The following is a 25,245-nucleotide window of genomic DNA, read 5'->3' as shown; positions in this document are numbered from 1 at the left end:
CTTTTTAAATACGAAAAACTGCTACTCTTATACAGTTAGAATATCCACTCCCAGAGCTGGAAGAGTCAGCTTCTGATCCAATCTCTCGCTGGTCAACAAGCTGCGATAAGGAACGTCCAGCGTAATCTCTCGTTGCTCATTCGTCATATTGATCAGGAAGAGGAAGCTTTGTTCCCCCTTCGTTCGAATCGACAGCTCGACACCTTCTGGTAGCTGGATTTTGGGCGCCAATTCCTTTTCCTTCAATATGCCTTCAAACAGCTGATAGAAATACGATGGTTCCGGCCAAGTGCCGATATAATATACTTCACCTTCACCAAACTTATTGACAGTAACCGCTGGTACACCCTCGTAAAAGTCGTTATCATACCAGGCGATCGGCTCTGCACCTCGCAGTTCCAGTAGATCACACCATTGCTTCGCAGCGAATGTCTTGCCCTCCGCGTTCCGTATCCGATGCTCACTGTTGCCGATGGCATCATATTCACTTACGACAACACCCGCTGCTTCTGCCAGTAGCCCCGGTAGAGGAAGCATCTCACATACATTCCTCATGTTCTTCACACCAGTCCGATTGGTGAGAACAACCGTCCCCCCTTTAGCTGCGAATCGCTCCAGTCGCTGTGCTACTTCTTCACTTAACAGGAAGAGGGAAGGGACGATGACCAGCTTGTACCCGTCGAGCTCCTCGGTCCAGTTGATAACGTCTGTACCTACGCCCATTTTAAGAAATGCATTATGCATAGAGGACAGGTTGTCTATATAGTGCATTCCTCCTTCCGCCTGTGGCTGAAGGGAAAGTGCCGTGTGCTGATCATGCGAATGCAGAATCGCAACCTGGGTAACAATGGTTGAGTCGGCGAGCATTTCTCCTAACCGGTTCACCTCGCGAGTAAGCTCTGCAAACTCCCTGAACCTGCGTCCAGGAACATTACTGTGGTCGATCAGCCCATGCCAGAACTGTTCCGCTCCGACGGTAGCACTCCGCCAGCGGAAATGGACGACCATATCCGCACCGCGGGCGATTGTCTGCCAAGAGCGAGCTCGGATCAGTCCAGGATATGGGGTGCGCTGAATCGGCATCCAGGCGCCCTGCGCTCCGCTGAGTTGTTCCATTACCCAGAAATTCCGGCGTTTGATGCCGCGAACCAAGTCCAGCGTAAGCGCTCCGTTCCTCGGAAACCGATCGCCATAATCGAGATACAGCTCATTCGGATAATAATCAACAGAGACGAAGTCCAATTCGTTGTGCATATCATAATAGTCCAGGCTGTTCGGATATTGCCACATGTTATGCGTCACAAATTGGCCTGGACAGTTACGGCGTAAAATCTCAAGCTGCCATCCCAGCAGATAGCCTACGCTGTCAGAACAAAACCGCTTGTACTCCAGAAGATAGGAAGGATTCATCGGTTTGTTGGCACCGAGTGGTGTTGTTACCTCAGCCCAACTGCTGTACTCACCACTCCAGACGACCGTTCCCCACTCCCGGTTCAACTCCTCCAAATTGGAATAACGCTTTTGCAGCCAAGCGACAAATGCACGATTACATGTATCACAATGGCATTCCTGGTAGTGCATCTCGTTATCGATTTGCCAGCCAATGACTGCGGGATGCTGTCCATAGCGCTGTGATATCGCTTCCACAAATTTGGAACCCAGCATTCTCAAGGAAGGGCTGTTGTTGCAGCGATGTCCACGCACACCTGGCCGAATGATGTGGCGTTGTTCATCCATGGGCAGCACATCCGGATAACGGGTTGTCATCCAGTTTGGCGGGGTATTGGTGGGGGTGCATAACACAATTTCCATACCACGCGAAGCGAATACTTCTATAGCCGCATCCAGCCATTCAAACTGATAATTACCCTCAGTCGGTTCCATTCGGCTCCAGGCGAACTCCGCCATTCGCACAACTGCAACCCCTGTCTGTTGCATAAGTATGGCATCTTTCTCCCATAACTCCGGGGTCCATTGCTCTGGATAATAATCAATTCCGATCTTAATTGTCATCCTGTGATCTCCTTTATTTATCAATATATTGCGATTATATGTTATATTAATTCGAGTGAATATCTTAAATAATTAATATGATATAACAATATTAAGATCAGGAGAGTTAGTCGTATGCCTCATCCCAATCGTAATTTCCCCGTGTTATCTGCCCGAGACAAGCTGCTCCCTTTTTATTTGCTTGGCATCGGCCTGCATCATGAACAGGAGCATATCCGCCGAGACCAAGGCATTGAGGATTATCAGTGGATACAATGTCGCAGCGGTGTGGGTAAGCTCAAGCTAAGTGAAACGGAACATATCGTCAAACCAGGTATGGGCATGCTGTTATTCCCTGGACAGAAGCACGAATACTATGCGCTATCCGACAGTTGGGAAGTCGACTGGATCATTTTTGATGGCAACGGGTCAGCAAACTTGTTTGAAACCGTTGGCATTGTCGACACATGCGTATACACGCTTGCACAACCTGAACACCTTCTATCCCGAATGCGGGAGCTGCTGCAAGCTGCCTTAACACCACAAGAGCAGACATTAAGCAATTACGCCTGCTCCGCCATTCTCTATACCTTATTGACAGAGATTATTCAACGCGTATCTGTTGAGGGCAGCGATACGGTCGGGCAGCAGTATGAGCGAATAAAACCGGTTCTGGACTATATTGAACAACATTATGCTGAAGAGATTACTTTGCCAACGCTGGCTGGATTGATCGGTGTCACACCAGAATATTTCTGTCATTTGTTTAAGAAAACGACAGGTATTCGTCCCATCAGCTATGTTAATCAGGTAAGAGTCAACAAGAGCAAGGAACTGCTGCTCGACAATGTGCAGCGCGGAATGGAGGATATTGCTCGTCAAGTCGGTTTCGAATCGACCAGCTATTATGGAGCCATCTTCAAGAAGCTGGAGCGACTTACACCCGGTGCCTTCCGCCGCAGCTATCAGAAGTCGTAACATATTATTATCCGCAAGCGATGTGTTTTTGTCATAGGCTTTAGGAACTGATCCAAGGGTGGATCAGTTCCAAGTCGGATCACATAGTACTCGTTAATAGAGCCGCTAATTAGCGGCTCTATTTTGTGTGAAAGAATGGCCTGGTTTTACGTTTTTTCACTATATCTGATCTGCTGTTGCATAAAAATGATAATTGTTGTCTTTTTGCAATTTTTGTATTGTCACAGCCAAAGTTACACGATATAATCGAGTTGTCTTTGAGGATAATATTATAAAGGATGGTGAAATTTTGAAGAAATTTTCGATGCTTTTACTCGCTATAACTCTATTGTTGTTAACTGTCTCCACAGCCCCGTCTACATATGGTGCGGCCAGTTATCCAAACACAGGTACGAACGGGTTGACTGGTTTTGCAGGCAGTGCCAAGAATGAAAATGGTGTATCCAAGTCAGCTACGACAGGTGGCAAGAACGGTCAGGTGGTTTACGTTAGTAATCTGAATGACTTGAGAACACAAATGGCAGGCTCTACAGCCAAGATTGTCGTTGTTGAACAGAATATTTCTTCCTCCACGCTGCAAAAGGTTGAATTCGGAGCGAACAAGACCCTTGTAGGTTCCTTTGGCAAACATACATTAACGAATATTCATTTCAGATCCACAAGCAGTTCAAGCAATGTGATTTTTCAGAATCTGACTTTTGAACACGCTTCCAATATTAATGCCAATGATGATATCCAGATGTATATCACTTCAGGCTCCAATTACTGGATTGATCATGTGACGTTTGCTGGTCACAGCTACAGCTCTGGCGGTAGTGATCTGGACAAACTTCTGTATATTGGAGATCGCGCCGACTATATTACGATTAGCAATTCCAAATTTGCAAACCATAAGTATGGCGTCATCCTTGGTCATCCGAATGATGGTAACAGCAGTTACAATGGAGTACCTCATGTGACGATGTCCAATAATTACTTCGAAAATTTATATGTACGTGGTCCTGGACTTTTAAGATATGGTTACTTCCATCTCAAAAACAACTATGCAAACAACTTTAATCAGGCCATCACAATTGGTGAAAAAGCACGGATTTATTCTGAAAACAACTACTTTGGTGCTGGCGCTGAAAAGGGTGGCATCCTGGATGACAAAGGAAAAGGTGAGTTTACGGATACGGGAAGTACACCTGCGCTTAATAGTCCGACTTCTCCTAAAACAAACTGGAGACCAAGCTCCAATTATAGTTATCAGGTAGAGAGTGCCAGCTACGCGCGTGAGTTCGTCACCAAGTATGCAGGTTCCTCCAATACGACACTTGTATTCGGAAAATAAGAGTTGCTGCACATCCATTCACGACCAAAAAGGCCTGTCTTGTGCGCCATAACGCATAAGACAGGCCTTTTTATGTTTGTAAAATGATATGCTTACATATCATTTTACAGTTCATATTCATTTTAAATGTTGAATACCGATATACATAAAGTAGCGCTGGTTTCATACTTATGAAGTTAATATGTACTATGCTAAGGCGCTGCGTATTTGCGATTTGCACATAAGCAGGACCAAAGACTACTAGATGTAGTACAGAAAGGCCCTACAACTCACATTTAACCTACTTAAAAGGACGGGGTATGCATGGATCGTATGGACGAAATTATTTGGAAAAGGAACAAATTAATCGGTATCATTTTGTGGATTATTATTGCCATTGGTATGGGTCTGGCCTTTACGATGCCGAAGTTACTAGTGTCCAATGGAGTAGCTCTGATCTTTGTAGTTTGGATTACATACGCTAATGCGAAAAAGAAACATATTCATCTCATTCCATGGCTGATTACCATATTACTGACAATATGTGGAGTCTATGTCGGTTGGGGAACGGTCAATTTTGCCTTAAGTTTGGTTATAACCGCAGTACTACTGTTATTTCCTAACAAGAAATTTTTTGTGGTTGGATTTTCGGTATTACTAGTCAACAGTGTTCTTCAGTTATTTGTTATGAATACCGTTGACTCTGTTGAGCTAATCGGTAATATCGTTAATGTGGGACTATTCGCTCTCACGGGGGCCATTCTGATGCTGGTCTCACAGCTGAATCAAAGGCTCTTCCATGAAAGTGAAGTACGCCAGAATGAGGTGGAGCATTCTAAGCAAAGAGTGGAAACCATGCTGGAGCGTGTGAAGGAATCGGTCGAAGGTTTATCACGTTATACGGATCAATTGAAGCAAAAAGTGAATGCGACTGGCTCCATTACCAATGAGGTGACGCTTGGGTTCAGTGAGGTTGCAAAAGGTGTTGAGTTCCAGGCGACCAGTGTGGCCGAGATCTCGGAATCCTTGTCTGTGTCGGATCAGCATATCAAGGACGTTGCGTCGTATTCCCAGCAGATGAAAGAGTTGTCCGCAAGTATGGCAACAAGCACGCAAACTGGAAGCACACAGATGGACCAGCTAAACATCCAAATGCAAGATCTATATGAAACGATCAATACAACTGCAAATGACATGCGAAAGTTCAACGAGGAAAGTGAATCCATGACACTTATGTTGAACAGCATAGCGGATATTGCGAGTCAGACCAACCTGCTTGCACTCAATGCAGCCATTGAAGCCGCTCGTGCGGGTGAGCATGGACGCGGGTTTGCTGTTGTATCAGAGGAAGTTCGCAAGTTAGCAGAGAACTCGGGTCAGTCCGCAAGTGATATTGGAACCATCCTGTCTCGATTAAAAGGACAGACGCAGGCACTGACGGATCGATTCGAACGCATTCGTCAATCGTTACAACAAGGAAGAGATAGCGTCCATACGGCAGAGGAAGTATTCCGTACGATCAACAGCAACTCTCAGCATGTGTTGAATCAAGCGACAGATATCGAGACTAGTTCGGCGACCATGAAGGAATCCTCCACCAGAGTTGTGAATGAGGTTTCCGAGATTTCGAGTGTGACTGAGCAATCCAGTGCAGCGACAGAAGAGATTCTGGCAAGCATGGAAGAACAACGTAACCTGACACAGAAGATGGTAGAGAGCTTTGGAGAATTGGAGCAACTGATTGTAGACTTGAATGAATTGGTCTCGGATCATCAAGCTTCTTCCGCTGAGAACAAACTTTAATACTATATCGTTGAAAGTTCGTCTGTACGTATTTATCGTGCTGGACGGGCTTTTTTTTATCTGGAATACAGCTTGATGCCGACATTTTTTTCCTATACAGTGTGTTGTGTAGAGTATGAAGAGTGTAGAACTAAAAATGTAATGGTAGTTAAAAGAAGATGTTACCTCATGGGGGAGTAAAAGCTTGAAAAATAAAGGAATGAAAGACAGCTCGGCCTACGATGACCGTACATATGAGGTTAGGAATGATAATTGCGCAGCACGCGTACGTTTTTATGATCAGCATTCGCTCAAAGACATGGACTGGCCCGATACAGAGGATGGCAGATATGCCAGAGCTTATCTGGAACCTATGATGCTGGACGGGACCCAGAGTTTTATGTCCAACGTGGAAACGACATTGTTGCTCGCCCGGATTGATGATCTTGTTATTCCGCTGACGGTGAATGATACAGAGTATGATAATGCTTACGTTTGTTCGCCATATACGCATTATGTGAGTTACGCCAAGCAGGAATTGACCATGTTGCAGAAACCTATGTTGGAAAAAGGTCTTTCTGTGCTGCTCAGTCTAATAGGTTGGGGAATGAAGCAATCTCAGATCAACAAAGTTGTGCATGTGAACAACTGGTTGTTGTCCACCAATCTGTATCCAGCCATGTCTGGTGATCAGGCAGAATGTTTGCTTGCCTCGGTACAAGAGCGATACCCTGAACATGTCATTGTGTTTCGCTCCTTGTGCCCGGGACTTCATCCCGATCTGACGGCGAGGCTAACGGAAGCGGGCTGCAGATTAATCCCGAGCCGACAAATCTATTTGTATCAAGCGCATGATCCGAATTTTGGCAACTCGAAATCGCGCTGGCTGTTGAAGCGGGATTACGAATTATTGGGCAAGCATGGATACGAATTCGTCTCCGAAGCAGATATGACAGATGCAGATATTCCGCGAATCGTTGAGCTGTACAAGCTGTTATACCTTGAAAAATACTCCTATCACAATCCGCAATTTACCGAGCGGTTCATTGCTGCTGCGATGGCATCAGGAACACTCAGGCTCTATGGACTGCGTAAGGAAGGGTGCCTGGACGCGGTGATGGGTTATTTCTGCAGAAATGGAATCATGACAACGCCGTTGTTCGGTTACGACACAGCGGTGCCCCAATCCGTCGGACTATACCGCATGTTATCGGCTTGCCTGATCGGACAGGCTCGTGAGAACGGCCATCTGTTACATGAGAGCGCCGGGGCGGCGCAGTTCAAACGCAATCGGGGTGCTGTGGCGGATTTTGAGTATTCCGCAGTGTATGAGCGCCACCTTTCGTGGGGCAGACGCTGGTGCTGGCTGCTGCTTGATCGGTTGTTGAATCGCATAGGTGTGCCGCTCATGCGCCGCATGAAGCTGTAGACAGACACATAAACGTGTTTACGCTACCCGATGAGAGGTGTGAGCTTGCATCTGGTTTGACTGCACACTTGCACACCCAACTGGTCATCGTATACGCACACTCATTTCACACTCGCCTAATTAGACATGCTCTGAGAGTTGCACCTCGAAGCCATCTGGATCTGTAATGTAAATAAACCGCAGATGCGGATTGGGCTGGATGGGGCCACGTACAATCGGAATATTCAGTTCTGCCAGTCGTTCCATGGCTTCATCCAGTGAGTTCACCTCATAACCGATCGATACGCCGGCCTCTGGTTTAAGAATGGATTCACTGCCCTCAATCAGTTCCAGCTTGGCTTCATTCTCCATGCCGAGCATGGCAATCTGCCGTCCACGACTTTCGAATCTGCGCTGAATGGGAAGTCCTAGCATGTCGTGGTAGAACCCGAGTGAAGCTTCCAAATTACTGACCCTCAGCGTGATCCAATTTAATTTGATCAACATGGGTGAATCTCTCCTTTTTCTTGCATGATATGTATTTTTGTTACGTTCATTATACGATAGGCGCTAGCAGGAACCTACTGCTTATCAGAAAACAATAAAATAGCTACCGAAATATTCGGCAGCCAGATGGTGTAATCTCCTGTAGTTCCAGTAGTTCTAACGAATTACTGAATCAGATCAACGGCCGTTTGTGGTACAAATGCCTCTACACCGTTATAAACAATGACACCTTCCAAAGTTGTCTTTTTGCCGTTCACCAGTGCAATATTTTTGTAGATTTGCAGTTCCAGTTTGGTGTTACCTTTTGTAACGAGGATCTTCGGATTTTTGGCATCCGTCAGGTCCAGTTTGTACGTCGCGCCTTTGGCTGTAAATGCCTGTTTGGCAGGTACAAACAATTGTTTGCTCACGCTGTCGAGATCCAGATTCAGTACTCGCGCTATATATTTGGCGACATCTGTGTTGTCAATCACACCGAATGGACGGTCATTGTTCGGAGCATACGTGTACAGCACAACATCTCCACCTGTATGACCACCGGTTGTCCAGCCAATCCCTGCACGTTTGCTAATCATTGGACCGATTGCATAGTTAAGACTGCCCGGCTCCGCCGCTTTAATGGTGGCAATCTCCTCGGAAGTCAGATCGGTAATGCCATAATATTGTTTCATCACTGCTTTGATGTTTGTGCGCTTGGCATTCAGCTTCGCTTCAACGCCCTCGCCTGTCAGCTTGGCCTTTTTCAAAGGTCCGATAAATGTGGACAACGGCTCTTTATCGTATGTGCCGCTAGTTGCGTTGTTACCAATGGTGAGTCCACCGTTCTGATGGTCAGTTACAGCCACTACGGCAGTCTCTCCATCCGCTTTGGCAAAATCCATGGCTACTTTCACGGAATCATCAAAAGCCAGCACGTCACTGATAATACCAATCGGATCATTGGCATGAGCTGCCCAGTCCACTTTACTGCCTTCGACCATCAGGAAAAAGCCGTCTTTGTCTTTGGACAAAACTTCAATGGCTTTGGATGTCATCTCGGCAAGGCTTGGCTGCTTCGCAGGATCACGGTCCATATTATAAGCCATGCCTGCGGGTGCAAACATACCCCACAGCTTGTTCGAATCGGATGCTTTCATTGCAGCTGGTGTAGTGACGTAATCGTAACCCAGTGCCTTGATGGAGGAAATCAGATTCTCGCCGTCTTTACGTCCGGCTGGCTCAAGATATTTGCTACCTCCGCCCAATACAACATCCATGCCATTGTAGACTTGCTGTTTACTGAGTGCATCATAGTTTTTACGGTCCGGATAGTGAGAGGAGAAGTCCGCTGGTGTGGCGTGCATAATCTCGGATGTAGCGATAATGCCAGTTGCTTTACCCGCCAGTTTGGAAGCTTCCAGTACAGAAGCGATCGGTTTTCTTTCGTCTCCAGGCGCAATAGCCTTTTGCCCAGGCATGGTAGCCTTGTCCGGCAGTACACCGACAAATCCGGTATGAGATTTATAACCTGTAGCAAAAGCGGTTCCGGCAGGGGCCGAGTCCGCAATCGGCGCATCGGCGGAGTGTGTCCGAACCATGCCGCTTGCCATGGAGTCCAGTGTCAGGGACGAGCCCTTATACCAACGAGCCAGAGCGGTAGCATCGTTAGCCATACCGTCAGGAATCAGAATAATCACATTTTTAATCGGTGATGCAGATGTTGTTGAGGTGGTGTCTTCCACAGCCCACGCTGCACTGCTACCTCCGAGTGTAGCCGTAACAATTGTTGTCACCGCGAGCATCATTTTGGCTGCACGGACATTAAACCGGTTTAACATGAATGCATCCTCCTAGAATATATGTATAGTTTGGTATCCCAAACCAAGTGTATACAACAATTGCTAAACTAACGTATGAAATGGGTTAACTATATGTAAAATTTACGATTAGTGAAGGGTGCTGGAATTCAGGGGAACTGGACAACGTGAAGAGTCGACGAATTAAGAGACAGTTCAGAGATCATATAATGACGATTAAAAAAAAGGTATTGCGAACGCTTACATTATGTGCTAACATCACCATAACAACAGGATTGTAACCGTATTTAGGGCAATACCTGTGTCAGTTCATTCGTTGACTCTTTAGGTACCAAACGATTGATTGCGTTTACATTTTCATATGGAATGAGCCTCATTCCTCAGGGTTGTTACTGATTGCAGGCAAAACCTGAATTGAGGGCAGTAGACCACGCTAAAGCGATGTCTGTTTGCCTTCGGTTCAGGTTTTTTTATATAAAAAAATGCCTGATGGCATGACCGTAAGCGCCGTAGCAGATAGGTTAAGCAGAAAGGAGCGCAGCAGACCATTTTTCCTAAATAGAGATATAGACTCATCCAGACATTGGAATACTGATTCCTAGATACACATCTCAAGTGAACATTTCCAATGGAATTATCCCATCACACACTATTCGACAGCGAGGAGATTTATGACATGAAAACCATTAAACGTTCGATTGCCGTGGCAACAATTCTGGGGTTATGTGTATCAGCTCTACCAGCTTATGCAGCAGGGAACACAACAACCTCTTCTTCAGCAGCGATGGACAAGCTGATTCAGTCCGAACTTATTCGTGGCAGTGGTCAAGGCGTTAATGCGGCTTATCTAAACAAAAAGGCTACACGCATTCAGGCCGCAGTACTTTACTTGCGTTTGTCCGGATTGGAGAAAGAAGCACTCGCTTATCAGGGATCGGAAACGTATGACGATGCGGCTCAGGCAGGCAAAGTATTACAACCGGTCATTGGTTACTTGAAGCAGCATCCATATGTGTCTGAGATCGTAACAGGAACGGAGAAGTTTGAACCTAATGCACCCCTTACAGCGGAAGGTTATGCCGAAATGCTGCTGAAGGTGCTTGGATATGAAGCGGGTTCGGATTATGAGCAGGAAGCGGCTTCCACCTACGCGGCTGGGAAAGGAATCAAGGCACTTCAAGGGAAGGGCGCGAGTCAACTTACCAACCGCCTGATGGCAGAGGCAACTGCACAGGCTTTGCAGATACAGTTCAAGAATGGCAGTGGAACTTTGGAGCAGAACTGGTTGAAACATAAAGAAGCTGGAGCGTTCCAACCTCAAACGGTGCAACAGACCAAGTATGGCGCGATTGATGGCAAAACCTATGAGCAATATGGCACGCTCGGCTGGCTCGGTGTTCCTTATGCGGCACCTCCGGTTGGTGAACTGCGCTGGAAAGCCCCGCAAGAACCGGAATCATGGACAGGAACGAGATCGGCTAAGGAATTTGCAGCGAACAGCTTGCAGATCTCCGGCAAGACTACAGCGGGAAGCGAAGATTCGTTGTATCTTAATATCTGGCGTCCCGACACAACCAGTTCGAAACTTCCGGTTATGGTGTTCCTGCACGGCGGCGGGAATATGACCGGATCAGGTAAAGATTTTCAAGGTGAACAGCTTGCACGGAGCACCAACAGCATTATCATTTCCGTGAACTACCGACTGGGAGCACTTGGATTCTTCGAAAACGCAGCACTGAAAACAGGCAATGCCCTGGATGACTCAGGTAACTATGGTCTGCTTGACGCATTCCGTGCATTGGAGTGGGTGCAGGATAATATCGAAGGTTTTGGCGGAGATACAGGTAATGTTACATTAGCCGGACAATCTGCTGGTGCACGTGATGTGCTGGCAACTCTGATCTCGCCACTTAGCAAAGGGCTGTATCAAAAAGCAGTTGCTTTCAGCGGAGGATTGACGACAGCATCACCGGAAGAAGGCAAGCAAAAATCCGAGGATGTACTTGTGAAGCTACTCGTGCAAGAGGGGAAAGCGGCTAACGCAGAAGAAGCAAAAGCATGGATTGGCAAGCAATCTCAGGTACAGCTGGAAAGCTACCTGCGTGCACTGCCTGCGGACAAGCTGGTCACTGCGTTTGGTGCAACGGCAATCCGTATGGACCCATTCCCGCATCTGTTCCGGGATGGCACCGTGATTCCAAAAGAAGGATTTGACGCCATCAATAATGGCAAGTATAAAAAAGTACCGGTATTGCTCGGCAGCCTGGAAACGGAGTTCTCCGGATTTGCCTTCGGTGATCCAAACTTCTCTCCATCCATCACGGATGAGACTCTGTTTACCGATAAAACCAAGGCGGAGCAATATGCTGCTGCGTTGAAATACGGAAGTGAAGCTTATGCAGGCTTTAATGCAGAGCGTGTAGCGGAGCAATTGACGAGTGAAGCAGGTCAGCCACCAGTATATGCGTATCGTTTTGCATGGGGTACACAACCTGGGGTCATCTCTGAGCGTTTGCTCACGTTACTGGGCGCACCACATGGTGCGGATATGGACTTCTATACAGGACACGCAGACGGAATTGCTGCCTATTTCCCTGATGGGTACTTTAGCGATACAAACAAACCAGGACGTGATGAGTTGTCCGCCGCGATGGCAGCATATCTGAAGCAGTTCCTGTACACAGGCAATCCAGGTACGGGTGGATCACCTGATCTAGCGGCATGGACACCTTGGACGAAAGATGCTCAAGCCCCAATCATGCGTCTGGATGCGAGCAATACAACGGCAGAGATTGGCATGTCGACACAATATAACCAAGGCAAAGAAGCCGTTATGGCAAAGATGAAAAAAGAATTGCCTGAAGAAACGTATAAACTGTTGACGGAAAAAGTGTTCGCAGGTCGTTTCTTCTGGGAATAAGGATCACCGGATAGGAAGGTATATATAGATAAATTGAAAGCCAAGGGAGCATGCTCTCTTGGCTTTTTGTACTGTTCGTTATGCTTAAATATGGTATTGTTGTAAATATAAATTAATAAGATATGGGAAAGGGGAAAACGTACATTATGAATGGAGTTAGTAATTTTGGTATTGCGGGGATTATAACGCTATTAATTTTCTTTATTATGATTGGTCTTGTATTATATCTGGTTTTCTATCTTGGGATGAAGAGGTCTGGCGTCAAAGAGGAAGTATCCGCATTAAGGATGGAAGTACGAGTATTACAAGAAGAAGTAGAGCGGAACAGGCGGGAATTGGAAAATATGAAGCGTCGATAACCTCTGCAGCATTATATGTGGGTACGTGGAATAGCGCGTACAATAGTATGAGAGGATAGGGGCTTTTCGCCCCCACCTACTCAATACAACGTGACACCGCTCAGTTCAGCCTTTACATACCGAGGGCACTCGAACTATTTCTTGGCAAAAAAACTAAGTGTTCCCGTGCTTTCATCTGCACTCACAAACAGGCTGCGTCCGTTAACACGATGAATTCCCTCTGGTGATTCTCCAGCTGTAGGAATAAGACCCAGGTAGTCCGGATTGACAGGATCAGCAAGATCAAAGAACAAAATGGCATCTGCCCGTTCGGAAGCTACAGCGGCATACGTTTTGCCGTCTACAGTAGCAACGGTCAGGTTCTCGACTTCACTACCCTTGTTGGGACTGCGATCATCCGGATACAAGCCGACCATAGTTGTTGCCTCGTCAATGAGGTTCTGGCTATCGTACATCCGCTGGCCTTGCAGATCCCAGACAGCGATATTACGTCCTCCTGCTTTTACACCATCCTCAAATTCATTCTTGCCCAAATCCCCTTCGTTAGCTGTCAGCAGGTATTTACCATCTGCAGAGAAAGCAATTCCATCCGGTTCATAACGAGCAGTCAACGTCTCTTTAAACTGAACGATACCATCATCTTTCAGATCTGCTTGATGTGAAGTGGTACCCAGAGCGAAGATTGAGCTGATTTTTTTTGTCTCCAGATTTACAATAGCAACGACATTGTTTTCCTGTAGCGTGATGGCTGCTGTTTTACTATCTGGACTAATGGCAACATACTCCGGTTGTGGATCATGCGGATAGATGGCACCTTCTACATTGTCCAGAGATACTGGCAAGTTGGTGATCTCACCCTCCAATACGTTCCCGCCAGCAAAAGATACTACCATAATGCTACCCGGACGTTTGGTGTTGGCATAGTCAATTTCATCGGCAGCTTTATTCAGCTCCTCATCCTCTATCGCGATCACCGCATGCAGACCGTCAGGTGACAGTGCAATGGAGTCAGGACCAATGCCTAGTTCATACGTTTTGACGGTTTTGTAGGTTGTCAGATCCACAATGGCAAGCAATCCTTTGTTTGCTTCACTGTCTGTATCCCCTGTACGAATAACAGCAAGACCGTATTTGCCATCTTTGGACACGGTTACGCTTGTGACTTCAGCTTTGGCGGAGAGGTCCTGGAAGCTGACTGTCTTTAATACGTTGATGTTTTTCAAGTCAGCAATGTCCAGTACGGAAATGCTGCCATTGTCTGCTTCGGTTACAAGCAGGCGCTGTCCATCTGGCGTAGAGGCTGATATTTCTGCTTTTCCACCAGGCATCTGAAACGATGCGGTCTGTTCAAAACCGGTTTTATTTTGTTTCAGGATCAGTTGATCCGTAATTAATTTTAGCGTTTGGGAAGATACATACGTTGTACCTTTGGTGATGTAGCTTTTACTGTCCAAAGGAGTTTTCACACCGTTGATGGTGGCTGATGACGTTCCTACAGGAAGTTGTACTTTAGTATCTGCGATCTGGATATCAACACTTCGACTGCTTCCGTTCCATGTGACCGTACCCTGCATATTTTGGATGGCTGTACGCAGTACGACATGATCGTTGGCAGGTTTAGTTGCGTCAGCGGCATGAATCATGGATGTGTAGCTGGTTGCTCCTGCGGTAAGAATGGCAGTCATCGACAGAACGGCAAGCCATTGATTTCTCTTTTTCAATGTTCCAGATCCCCTTTATCGTTTCGTGTGTGTTGTTGTGTACAATTGTTTTAGTATAAGAAAGAAACGTTAAGCAATGGTAAAAAGGCAGGTCGAATTGTGTAAAAGATTAAACGGGAACCTTCATATATATAGGACTGGTCGAACGGAAGAAAATACGCTAGAATTATAATTGAGAATCATTATCAATTAATTCAGGCTTTCTTTACTGACAAGTCTGATCAAGATATAGGCGAGGTGAATACCCATGCGCACGGATGATGCATTAGGCGTAGTATATCAGCATTACCTGACCCAGGAGCCTTACAGTCAGCAAGATGAACACACGTATCTGCTCTCTCCCAAGGCGGGTAGCGGTAAGGTCAAAAGAGTGACAACATACAGTGGCATTGAGATTTTATATTCCCAAGTTGAATATCATCAGCCTTATCCTACGTATTTTGCGTCCGAGACACCCATCGTGGAATTGCAATTTGCCTTGTCAGGAGAGCGACATGTGGATATATCCGGTCAGGATTATTCATTATCGATAGGGCAAGGGGCCCTTATTTTTATGCATGATTTCGAAGCGTGGTTCCATCCTCCGGCAAGGGAACTGTATACGTCCTTTTCGCTGGGGATTCCGGTTTCTCTGTTCAATTATGCTGCGGCGCAACTGGGCGGTTTCAAGTCGATTGCGTTTAATCAGGTATTGGGGCGAAAGGTGTTCAAGCCAATTGTATTTCAATTGGATAACCGGATACGAACGATGATTGACAGTCTGATTGTGGAATTAAACAACAGTTATCGATCATCCTTAATGATGGAAGCGACAGCCTTGGAGATCTTGAATCGATTTATGATCCAATTGTTTGATCTGGCGCCAATCCCCGCGGGATTCTCCAGAGAGGACATCCGGAAGTTACATACGGCACGGGAGATTATGGAGGCCTGTATGGTAGATCCTCCATCTTTGCTAGCATTGTCCAGACAAGTAGGACTTAACGATTTTAAATTAAAAAAAGGATTCAAGGCACTTTTCGGAAGCACGGTGTTCGAATATTTGCGTCAGGTTCGTCTCGACAACGCCATGAAGTTGTTGCGCAATCAGGATAACAACGTCACCGAGGCCGCGATTGCGGTCGGTTACAGCAATGTCAGTGCTTTTTCGCAGCAATTTTATCGCAAATTCGGCGTGAAGCCCTCAGAGATGAAAAAAATTTATTAATAAATCCGGCTTGCCGTGAATTGTTCCGTATAGAGGCAGTGGGGATTCTCTCAGCCTTGTATACTCCAGGTACAGTGGGTACTGTACTGAAATATAGAGGAGTGTACAAACATGAATAGAATCAGAGGGAGTATTTTTTTTAGCGTATTTGCAGCCATGCTGGGTATGATGCTGATTGCACCCATTATGCCGCCACTTATTCGCGAGTTGGGCATGAAAGAAAGCCATTCCGGTCTTATTATCTCACTAGGGTCCATTATGATGGCTGTCATGGCTCCGGTATGGGGCAGATGGAGTGATATAAGAGGAAGAAAACCCATCATATTGATTGGATTTATAGGTATGTCTGTGAGCTGTGCTTTATTTGCACTGGCATTGTACGGTGGATTGAATGCATGGATCGGAGGGGGGCTCCTGTTAACCCTTCTAATTGTGACGCGCAGTCTGATCGGCATGTTCATTCCGGCGGTGCTGTCTTCTGCCCAAGCCTATATGGGTGATGTGACAGAAGGGGAAGAGCGGGGAAGCGGGATGGCGATTATCAGTGCTGCGAATGGACTTGGCCTGGTATTTGGACCTGCGATTGCAGGAGCATTTACCCTTATCGGTCTGCTCTGGCCGCTTTATTTTGGCATTTTTATAGCGATAGCTGCGTTTATTATTGCCTTGTTGTTAATCCCGTCAGCGAAACCGGTCATTCAGGTAAAACCGCCTAAAGTCAACCCGTTCCAACGAGGTTTACGAATGTACCTTGCTGCCGGCTTGGTCACGATGATGGGTATCATGACACTACAGGTTGTCGGGGGATTTTATTTCCAGGATCAACTGGCTCTATCCTCAGCGGCGACGGCCCGAATGGTTTCGTTTGGACTCATGTTCTCTGGAGCAGCGATGTTGATCATGCAGGTTATTCAGATGAAGTGGTTGAAATGGCAGCCACGCCCGATGATTTTGCTCGGGTCCCTTTTCCTGATCGCAAGCATGATCCTGTTTTTGGTCTTCAATGTGTTATCCATATATTATTTCTCGTTTTTCCTGTTTGGCATGGGTTCAGGTCTAATGATGCCTGGGTTCATGGCGGGTGCTTCGCTGGCAGTTAGCAAAGAACAGCAGGGAGGTGCAGCGGGATTGGTAGCAGCGATTCAGGGGATATCCGCCGTCATTACGCCTTTACTTACAACGACACTCTATCAAGTGGACAAACATGTTCCATTTATGCTCGTAGCTGTTCTGGTTGTCTTGCTGACAATCATAATGCTAGGAATGAGGAAGAATCAATCCAATACTGTAGTGGACTCCATTCATTCGGTATAGTCAGACAAAGTCAGAAGATCAAATAAGGTCAAAATAAAAGAAAAAAAGATCTATTTTAAAATAGTGAACCATGATGAAAGAAAATCGGTTTTTTTCGTCTTTTACAGACTTTGAGCCTTATTTGCACGGGTATTATAATAATCAATGTAAGCAACACCAATAAACCAACCACATAAAAGGAGCTGATTTTCATGTTTGATCTGATTCCGTTTCGTAAACGAAATGAAGACCCGTTCGGACACATGTTGAAATCCTTCAATGACATGGTTGAGAACTCATTCCTCTCCCCTTTTGGAACTGGCTCCCAGCCATTCCGGACCGACATTCGTGAGGAAGAAGACAAATATTCGGTAGAAGCCGAGCTTCCGGGCATTGCCAAAGAGGACATAGACATTCAGGTTCAAGGTAATGAATTGATTATTCGTGCCAAACGCAATGATATAGTGGAGCAGAAGGATGACTCCAATCGAATCATACGGCAGGAGCGCCGTTCCGGCGAATTTATCCGGCGATTCTATGTTGATCATATTGATGAGGAGCACATTAAGGCCAAATTGGAAGAAGGTGTGCTGAAGCTCGAGATTCCAAAACGACCTGGTGATGATCAATCTCGCAGACGCATTCAAATTGACTAATACACAGTGGAAAAAATAGTTTCCTAACATGGTGAAAAGCATGCAGGTGACATCCATAAGGATGTTTTCTGCATGCTTTATTTTTCATATGAATTGGACGAGATGAGACAAAATTGAATATCTATTTTGCTCAGTTGAGTTATTTCTCTGCTGTTGCTTGCATCAGGGCATAGATCTTACGTGTGGTATTCACATTTCTAACCGTCATATAGGCATATACTTTGGATCCCACAAGCTTGTTCATGCCACTTTTGGACGCATCTTCTCTGCTGACTGAGTATAAAATCGCTCCGGGAACATAGATCAGTGTGCCGATTTCCGGTTTGATGGGCAGCTGGTCCAGCACGGAGGGCTCATTGATCTCATCCCAGAGGAACATCACATCACTTTTGGCTGTGTCATCATTAACCCATTCTTCTGGCAGCGCCTGAATAACGGATTGAATTTCATCCATATTCCGCACCATTACCCTGATCTGTAAGCCAAAATCGGCGGCGATGGCCTGTTCTAACACATGGGATATCTCCACATTCGCATTGGCATGTTCCTGATGATCGGCAAAAATAATATTGCCAGAGTTGATATAGGTAACAACATCCAGCATGCCTGCTTGTTCAAACGTTTCTTTCAGCTGTTTCATATTAATTTTATTGTTCCCGCCTACATTAATGCCTCGTAGCAAAGCCACATAGATCATATGGGCGCCCCTCCAAATTCTTCAATTTACCGTTTTAACAAAATGACAGATACTCGAAAAGATGTGCAGTATATTCTTCTCCCAACAGATCATTCATTAGCGGTTCCACATGTTCAAGATACTCAGGCTTGGTTTCATAGGTTTCTTCATCTTTTACTTCTCCCCCATAGGTGCGCGCCGCTTCAATCAGGATGGCTAGTGCACTGAAAAAGTCTGACAGCGAATCAGCAACACGGTTTGGTTCTCCACCTGTAAAAGCGGCATATACGGGAGAGTTTGGTGCTTCCACATCTACAATTAACGGATCATCGTTAAAGTTTGCGATGACGACGTGATTTTTTGGCCAAGTGGAGGACTCCTCATAAGGTTCATTCATGCCAACCCAGCGGAATCCCAGTTGCTGACGAAGCAGATGTTCAGGTGCGACAAAGGAAATCAGTGCGGCATCACCGATTTCGACGGCATTTTTCATTTTGAGTGTACCTTCCGCATCCGCATCCATCATTTCATAATGACTGTACAGATACTGAAGTTCTGGAGAAAGAGATATTCGTGTATCCACTTCCGGCTGGTGATGTTGTTCGCGGGGACGCAGATCATGATTTTTGAAAAGTCCATAAACTTCATTATATAAATCCTGCTGTTCCACAAGACGGCTCAAGGCCGCATCCAGTTGTTGCATGATGTCTAGTCCTCCTAATAACATTGATATAATAACAGGCCGATTCGTTTGATTCTTGGTTATAAGCATTATACTATAATAAAAATGTCGAAAAAACATTTGAATACGTTTACATTTATTTATGAACATGATATACTTTCACTCAAATAAGGATTGTTACTGCTTCGGGCAGGCAAAACCTGAGTATCAATATGTGTGGACTTTGTGCCATTCGTGTTGATGTTCGGGTTTTTTTGCATTTTTCAGGCCAATATTAAGGAACAGGAAAGCAGAAACTGATCCAGCCCAACACTAACATCACGCTGTACAGAAGAAAGGGGAGCATTATGAACAAGAGAAAATGGTTAAACGGTTTTGCCGCAGGTTGTCTCAGTATAATCCTGGTGATTAGTGGATGCGCATCCAAAGCGCCACAAACCGCGACTGACACACCCAATCAGACAACAGAGCAGACAGAAAATGAAACTCAGGAACCTGCAAACAACCAAGCTGCCAAAGGCAGAACAGTGATTACAACCGACGGTGAAGTGGATGATATGAACTCGGTCATTCGTTTCCTCTTATATTCGAATGAGATGGACCTTGCCGGAATTGTACTAACCAGCTCGGTGTATCATTATGCTGGAGACAAGGAAGCGGGGATCCAACCATTCCGCTGGACAGGCACACAGTGGGTATACGACATGATCGATGCCTATGGCGAGATCTATCCGAACTTGTCCAAACATGCGGAAGGTTATCCGGAGCCGGAACAGCTTCGAGCGATGACCAAGATCGGTAATATTTCCGATAAAGGGGAGATGGAGAAGGAAACCGAAGGTTCCGAATTCCTCGAAACTCTTTTCCTCGATGATGACTCCCGAGACCTGATTGTTCAGACATGGGGTGGCACCAATACCACAGCCAGAGCGCTGAAATCGATTGAGGAACAGTACAAGGGCACGGCTGAGTGGGATACGATTCGCAAAAAAGTCAGCGACAAACTGGTCCTCTACATCATTCTGGATCAGGATGACAGCTACAACGAATATATTGCGAAGAATTGGCCGGATATCCGAATTCTCAACGACCAATCGAACTTCTGGCATTTTGCCTATGCATGGAAGATGCATGCCGAAGAAGTAAACAGTAAGCTTCATGGAGACTGGATGGTCAAGAATATTCTGAACGGACATGGCAAGCTGATGGATATGTATGCATCGATGGGTGACGGCAAAATGATCGAAGGCGAACTGGCCGAAGAACAGCGGGGAAGTGCTGAATATCTCAAGAACAATCCGCAATATGACAAGTACGATTTTATATCCGAGGGTGACTCTCCTTCCTTCTTTTATCTTATCGATAATGGGCTGCGCAGTATGGAAGACCCTTCCTACGGTGGTTGGGGTGGACGCTTTGGGGTTGTGAACGACAAGCTGTTTAGAAATAATGTACTTGATTACGATCCATACACCAAACGATATGAAGCCGAATACTCTCTGATGAGATGGTTTGACGATATTCAGGATGATTTTGCAGCACGTGCAGACTGGGCAGTTGCAGACACTTACGAAGGTGCCAACCATAATCCGTCATTAACGATTAAGGAAGGGCTGGATCTGAGTGTTAGTCCCGGGGAGGAAGTTACTCTTCACGCGGAAGGCACAGACCCGGATGGAGATCAACTGACGTATACGTGGTGGAGATATTTCGAAGCGGACACTTATGAGGATTCCAAAGTAACACCGAACAAAGTTCAGCCGGAAATGGCGGGTGATCTGCAACTTGGATTGCATCGTGAACTTGCCAAGGATGAGCAGGTGGATACGATAAAATTGCAGGGCAGTGACACCGAAGCGGTGACATTCACCGTTCCTGACGATGCCAAATCAGGTGATACCCTTCATATTATTGCCGAAGTACAGGATGATGGAGAGCATCAGTTGAAGCATTATCAACGTGTGATCCTAACTGTGAAATAAAGAAATAGAGGGGTTGTCCCAAAAGTCATTAACATGGCTGGTGGGACGCCCCTCTTATTGGTGTAGTCTGATCGTAATTGATCCGTTAACGCTGGATGCCTGACCAGAAGACATTCCAGGTGATCGCCAATGCTTGTTCATAGGATTGCCGTGTCTCATACACGAGCTGTACATCCAGTCCATCCATCACGGTGACAAAGGCTAAAGTGGCTTCTTCCGGACTCAGGCGTATATCGGAATGTCTGGTAAATACGGCTGCCAGCTCTTCCTTCAGTGTCCCTAGGTACGTTCGATACTGGGCCAGCACAAAATCATGCACCTCCAGCGGCGTGATAAAGGAAAGGATATACATAAAAGCAACGTTTGGGTGAGTCAGGAAACGATTTTTGTGTTCATGCAAAAAGGCATATAGCTGCTGATCCAGCGTTTGGGTAACAGACTCGCTGAAAAATTGGCGTACAAACTGTTGTTCCTCCTGCACGACTTCCTCATATAACTCCAGCAATAACATTTTTTTGGATGAATAGTGATAAGCCAGAGATTGCTTGCGAATGCCTGCCTCTTCGGCGATCTGCGCCATCTTGGTCCCCTCGTAACCCAGACGATTAAAATGTTGAATGGCAATTTCCTTGATTCGTTTTTTACTCAATGTCTACCTCCAGTTGGCGTGCTGTATACCTCTGCTGTTTTTGGGAGTATACCAAATATAACAAGATATATACCACAAAAATGCCTATAGAGATAGCATACACCACTGTATAGGAAAATGCAGAAGCCACCACGCCCAGAATCAACGAACCCCCACCAATTCCGAGGTCAAAAAAATTAAAGAAGGAAGCCATCGCATTTTCATGCTCATGTTCTTCTACAAGATTCACACACCAGGTCTGAATCGCCGGGAATATGGCACCAAAACCAAAGCCGTATAACGCGCCAGCGATCAGGAATTGCACATCACTCTGGGCGATAATCAGAACCAGTAGCCCCGCGATTGCAAACACGGCAGAAGGCAACAACACGGAACCTGGTCCCCATCGATCAAACATTTTCCCCGAGAACAGTCGAACGGCGAAGCTGGCGATGGCGACGATGAAGAAAAACCAGGCTATATTCTCGAACCCTCTTTCGGCGGCAAATAAAGCCACAAAAGACATGATTGAACCAGCTGCAATGCCAACGAGCATAATGAGAAGGGAAGGGAAGAGTACCTTCTTTTCAATCAGTTTCACCGAAGGGACATGAGTTTGCATAGACTCGCTACTACCTCCTGTTTTCGGCTTTCTGGATACAAACACTGTCATCAGGAGAGCTAACAGCAAAATGCACATACCTCCCATAAACAGGCTCTGATAATCGTACCTAAACAACAGGCTGGTTCCAATCAGTGGACCGATGGATATGGCGACCGTCTCCCCTACGCCGAAATACCCCATGCCTTCTCCCCTGCGATCTCTTGGTATGTTTTCTGTAGCAATCGTCGCAAAATATGTCGTTGCCAAACCAAATCCGAATCCATGGATCACTCGGAATACAAGAATCATCCAAATACCTGACGACAGGTAGTATGCGCCTGTCATTAATGCACAGATAGTGATACCGATAATTAATAGATATTTTTTATCTATTCGAGCTGCCAAAACCGAAGTGAAGGGTCGAATCAAGATGGCAGAGAACATAAATACGCCGGTAACAAGCCCGATTTGGGAGGCTTCACCACCCAGGCTTGAGACAAACAAGGGCAAGGTGGGAAGCAACATCTCAAATGCCATAAACAATAATGCGTTGGCTAACATGATAAATAGGAATGATCTACCCCAGAGTTGCTGAGGAGTTGGGCTGTGTGTTGAAGTAATCATGGTTTTCCTCCGTAATGTTGATCTCTGTCGCGCGACATGTTGAACTGATTTTACCTGACGATGGTCAGATTGTAAAGTCCGTATTCAGAGCAGGGGTTCATGATTTTTGGTGGATGAGAGAAGTAATTAATAATTTTTAATCCATATCCCAACATTTTCCGATATAATAATCAGATAAAATGATTCGAGAGAGTACTACCTCAGAGAGGTGATATGAAATGACGATTGATGTGCTTGTTAGAAATAATGTTAAAGTGCTTGGCTCGGGTAGCCAAACGATTGTATTTGCCCATGGTTTTGGATGTGATCAGGATATGTGGCGTTACATCGTCCCTGCTTTTAGCGAAAACTATCGTGTAATTTTGTTTGATTATGTTGGATCTGGCGAATCTCAAATCAACTATTATGATGCTGTTAAATATAACAACCTTGAAGGGTACGCCCAGGATGTGCTGGAAATTATGGAAGCACTTGAATTAAGAGATACCATATTTGTCGGTCATTCTGTCAGCAGTATGATCGGCATGCTGGCATCCATTCAGAACCCCAAATATTTCAAACAGATTGTCATGTTGGGGCCTTCTCCACGTTATGTGAATGATCTTCCAAGTTATTATGGAGGTTTTGATCGGAATGATATCGATGAATTGCTTGAGATGATGCAGATGAATTTTATAGGCTGGGCAAGTTATCTGGCACCGATTGTGATGAACAATCCGGAACGGAAAGATCTGGCGGAAGACTTGGAGAAAAGCTTCTGTTCCAGAGATCCGCATATTGCGAGACAATTTGCCGAAGTGACGTTTTTATCTGACTGTCGTATTGATCTGGATCAGGCAACTGTACCAACGTTGATTCTTCAGTGTTCTGAGGACAGTATTGCCCCGGTTGAAGTAGGGGATTATTTACACGCTCATCTGAAGAATAGCAGGTTGCAACAGATGACGGCCAAGGGACATTATCCACATCTAAGTCAACCGGAAGAAACGATCCGAATGATTAAGGATTATTTGACGAGCGCATAAAATTCGGAAGAAAGGCTGTTATTGATGGATACCCAACTAGATTCAGCGCCCTGTGGATACTTCTCTATCTCTGATTCGGGCGTCGTACAGTCGATGAATCAAACTTTGCTTACGATGCTTGGATACAAACGCGATGAGCTCATAGGGCAACATATTGAATCCACCATGTCGGTGAGCAACAAGGTGTTTTTCCATACGTATTTCTATCCCTACATCCAGTTATATGGACATGTGGACGAGATGTACTTTAGTTTCCGTACCCGTGATCAGCAGGCTGTTCCCGTTCTGCTTAACGGTGTTCGTCAGACCCGTAATGGGGAAAGCGTGGTAGATTGTGTCGTTGTAGTCATGCGTAAGCGAATCGAACATGAGAAGGATATTTTGCATACCAAAACGAAGCTACAAGAGTTGTATCAAGCGACGCAAGAAGCGAACAAGGAGCTTGAACGACTGCATGAGGAATATAAAATTAAAGAGCAGGCGTTAATCAAAGTGAATGATCAGTTGGAGACACTGGCCTCCACCGATTTGTTGACAGGATTGAAGAACCGCAGGTTCTTTCAGGAGAAAATGGCTGGGAAACTATTGCTATTCCAGGAGAAGCAACGTCATTTCTCTCTTCTGGTTGTGGACATTGATCATTTCAAAAGTATTAATGATACGTACGGACATCCGATAGGAGATCTGGTGCTCGGTAATCTCGCGGGGCTGCTCCAATCGGTATCACGAGGTACGGATGTGGTGGCACGTTACGGCGGAGAGGAATTTGTCATCATTCTTTCGGATTGTGAAGAGGAGCAAGCGAGTGGCATCGCAGAGGAATATCGTTCACAGGTTGCTTCAGCCGACTGGGGTGAATATAACATTACTGTGAGTATTGGTGCTGCCACTGTAGTCGAGGAAGATACGGAACAGACCTTGTTCCAAAGAGCGGACAACGCCCTGTATGCCTCCAAAACCGGAGGACGAAACCGGGTGACACATGCAGCTCAGATGGTAAGAAGTTAAGAATTAGTTTGCATCAAAAGAAAGCCAAAAGGAGCCTGTGCATGATGAGGGAGATGATCCCGAATGCACAAGCTCCTTTTATTTG

Annotated in this window: 20 protein-coding genes; 12 read left to right on the top strand and 8 right to left on the bottom strand. The window is 45.8% G+C overall.

Annotation, left to right across the window (positions count from 1 at the left end; genetic code table 11):
• Nucleotides 1–27: 27 nt before the first annotated feature.
• Nucleotides 28–2,013 carry a beta-galactosidase gene (locus MKY92_RS22020; protein WP_339297630.1) on the bottom strand — a complete coding sequence of 662 codons (1,986 nt, stop codon included), beginning with the start codon at nucleotides 2,011–2,013 and terminating at the stop codon, nucleotides 28–30.
• Nucleotides 2,014–2,127: 114 nt separating this feature from the next.
• Here MKY92_RS22020 and MKY92_RS22015 point away from each other — a divergent pair, with 114 nt between their 5' ends.
• The 4 genes from MKY92_RS22015 to MKY92_RS22000 all read left to right on the top strand — a co-directional run bounded on the left by MKY92_RS22015 (nucleotide 2,128) and on the right by MKY92_RS22000 (nucleotide 7,493).
• Nucleotides 2,128–2,970 (top strand): AraC family transcriptional regulator, encoded by an 843-nt coding sequence (locus tag MKY92_RS22015; RefSeq protein ID WP_339297629.1) that lies wholly within the window; start codon nucleotides 2,128–2,130, stop codon nucleotides 2,968–2,970.
• A 304-nt stretch (nucleotides 2,971–3,274) separates the two neighbouring features.
• Entirely contained in the window at nucleotides 3,275–4,303 is a 1,029-nt protein-coding gene (locus MKY92_RS22010) for a pectate lyase (protein WP_339301874.1), read from the top strand.
• A 312-nt stretch (nucleotides 4,304–4,615) separates the two neighbouring features.
• Complete coding sequence (locus MKY92_RS22005) at nucleotides 4,616–6,085, top strand: methyl-accepting chemotaxis protein (RefSeq protein WP_339297628.1); 1,470 nt, start codon at nucleotides 4,616–4,618, stop codon at nucleotides 6,083–6,085.
• 184 nt (nucleotides 6,086–6,269) lie between these two features.
• Nucleotides 6,270–7,493 (top strand): GNAT family N-acetyltransferase, encoded by a 1,224-nt coding sequence (locus tag MKY92_RS22000; protein ID WP_339297627.1) that lies wholly within the window; start codon nucleotides 6,270–6,272, stop codon nucleotides 7,491–7,493.
• Nucleotides 7,494–7,613: 120 nt separating this feature from the next.
• On the opposite strand, the gene MKY92_RS21995 is transcribed toward MKY92_RS22000, so the two are convergent.
• On the bottom strand, nucleotides 7,614–7,979 hold the full coding sequence (locus tag MKY92_RS21995; RefSeq protein WP_036617391.1) for a VOC family protein: 366 nt from the start codon (nucleotides 7,977–7,979) through the stop codon (nucleotides 7,614–7,616).
• Nucleotides 7,980–8,143: 164 nt separating this feature from the next.
• The gene (locus MKY92_RS21990) at nucleotides 8,144–9,796 is read right to left on the bottom strand and encodes an alkaline phosphatase (RefSeq protein ID WP_339297626.1); all 1,653 of its coding nucleotides are present in this window, start codon (nucleotides 9,794–9,796) and stop codon (nucleotides 8,144–8,146) included.
• A gap of 655 nt (nucleotides 9,797–10,451) precedes the next feature.
• On the opposite strand from MKY92_RS21990, the gene MKY92_RS21985 reads away from it, so the two are divergent.
• Together MKY92_RS21985 and MKY92_RS21980 are read left to right on the top strand one after the other, a co-directional pair.
• A complete protein-coding gene (locus tag MKY92_RS21985) occupies nucleotides 10,452–12,695 on the top strand; it encodes a carboxylesterase family protein (protein WP_339297625.1) in 2,244 nt (747 codons plus the stop codon).
• A 146-nt stretch (nucleotides 12,696–12,841) separates the two neighbouring features.
• Complete coding sequence (locus MKY92_RS21980) at nucleotides 12,842–13,054, top strand: hypothetical protein (RefSeq protein ID WP_339297624.1); 213 nt, start codon at nucleotides 12,842–12,844, stop codon at nucleotides 13,052–13,054.
• A gap of 134 nt (nucleotides 13,055–13,188) precedes the next feature.
• Here MKY92_RS21980 and MKY92_RS21975 read toward each other — a convergent pair whose 3' ends face one another.
• Complete coding sequence (locus MKY92_RS21975; RefSeq protein ID WP_339297623.1) at nucleotides 13,189–14,775, bottom strand: stalk domain-containing protein; 1,587 nt, start codon at nucleotides 14,773–14,775, stop codon at nucleotides 13,189–13,191.
• A gap of 247 nt (nucleotides 14,776–15,022) precedes the next feature.
• Between MKY92_RS21975 and MKY92_RS21970 the strand changes: the two genes are divergently transcribed.
• The 3 genes from MKY92_RS21970 to MKY92_RS21960 all read left to right on the top strand — a co-directional run bounded on the left by MKY92_RS21970 (nucleotide 15,023) and on the right by MKY92_RS21960 (nucleotide 17,931).
• Nucleotides 15,023–15,982: an AraC family transcriptional regulator gene (locus tag MKY92_RS21970; protein ID WP_339297622.1), complete on the top strand. Its 960-nt coding sequence runs from the start codon at nucleotides 15,023–15,025 to the stop codon at nucleotides 15,980–15,982.
• 111 nt (nucleotides 15,983–16,093) lie between these two features.
• A complete protein-coding gene (locus tag MKY92_RS21965; RefSeq protein WP_339297621.1) occupies nucleotides 16,094–17,296 on the top strand; it encodes an MFS transporter in 1,203 nt (400 codons plus the stop codon).
• A gap of 191 nt (nucleotides 17,297–17,487) precedes the next feature.
• A complete protein-coding gene (locus tag MKY92_RS21960) occupies nucleotides 17,488–17,931 on the top strand; it encodes an Hsp20/alpha crystallin family protein (protein ID WP_036617413.1) in 444 nt (147 codons plus the stop codon).
• Nucleotides 17,932–18,070: 139 nt separating this feature from the next.
• Here the strand turns inward: MKY92_RS21960 and MKY92_RS21955 are convergent, their stop codons facing one another.
• Complete coding sequence (locus MKY92_RS21955; protein WP_339297620.1) at nucleotides 18,071–18,628, bottom strand: DUF1697 domain-containing protein; 558 nt, start codon at nucleotides 18,626–18,628, stop codon at nucleotides 18,071–18,073.
• Nucleotides 18,629–18,662: 34 nt separating this feature from the next.
• Nucleotides 18,663–19,310: a hypothetical protein gene (locus tag MKY92_RS21950; RefSeq protein WP_339297619.1), complete on the bottom strand. Its 648-nt coding sequence runs from the start codon at nucleotides 19,308–19,310 to the stop codon at nucleotides 18,663–18,665.
• A gap of 326 nt (nucleotides 19,311–19,636) precedes the next feature.
• On the opposite strand from MKY92_RS21950, the gene MKY92_RS21945 reads away from it, so the two are divergent.
• A complete protein-coding gene (locus tag MKY92_RS21945; RefSeq protein WP_339297618.1) occupies nucleotides 19,637–21,271 on the top strand; it encodes a nucleoside hydrolase-like domain-containing protein in 1,635 nt (544 codons plus the stop codon).
• A gap of 85 nt (nucleotides 21,272–21,356) precedes the next feature.
• Here MKY92_RS21945 and MKY92_RS21940 read toward each other — a convergent pair whose 3' ends face one another.
• Nucleotides 21,357–21,920 carry a TetR/AcrR family transcriptional regulator gene (locus tag MKY92_RS21940; protein ID WP_339297617.1) on the bottom strand — a complete coding sequence of 188 codons (564 nt, stop codon included), beginning with the start codon at nucleotides 21,918–21,920 and terminating at the stop codon, nucleotides 21,357–21,359.
• A complete protein-coding gene (locus tag MKY92_RS21935; RefSeq protein WP_339297616.1) occupies nucleotides 21,913–23,127 on the bottom strand; it encodes an MFS transporter in 1,215 nt (404 codons plus the stop codon). Before MKY92_RS21935 ends, MKY92_RS21940 begins: the two co-directional genes overlap by 8 nt.
• Nucleotides 23,128–23,345: 218 nt before the next feature.
• Here MKY92_RS21935 and MKY92_RS21930 point away from each other — a divergent pair, with 218 nt between their 5' ends.
• Nucleotides 23,346–24,152 carry an alpha/beta hydrolase gene (locus MKY92_RS21930; RefSeq protein ID WP_339297615.1) on the top strand — a complete coding sequence of 269 codons (807 nt, stop codon included), beginning with the start codon at nucleotides 23,346–23,348 and terminating at the stop codon, nucleotides 24,150–24,152.
• 24 nt (nucleotides 24,153–24,176) lie between these two features.
• Nucleotides 24,177–25,160, top strand: coding sequence for a sensor domain-containing diguanylate cyclase (locus MKY92_RS21925; protein WP_339297614.1), 984 nt, complete (start codon nucleotides 24,177–24,179; stop codon nucleotides 25,158–25,160).
• Nucleotides 25,161–25,245: the final 85 nt, after the last annotated feature.

Origin of the sequence: Paenibacillus sp. FSL R5-0623 (genome assembly GCF_037974265.1) — a bacterium.
In the GTDB taxonomy this organism is placed as follows: domain Bacteria; phylum Bacillota; class Bacilli; order Paenibacillales; family Paenibacillaceae; genus Paenibacillus.
Note: the sequence above shows the minus strand (reverse complement) of the source record. Positions and strands in the feature narration are given on the sequence as shown.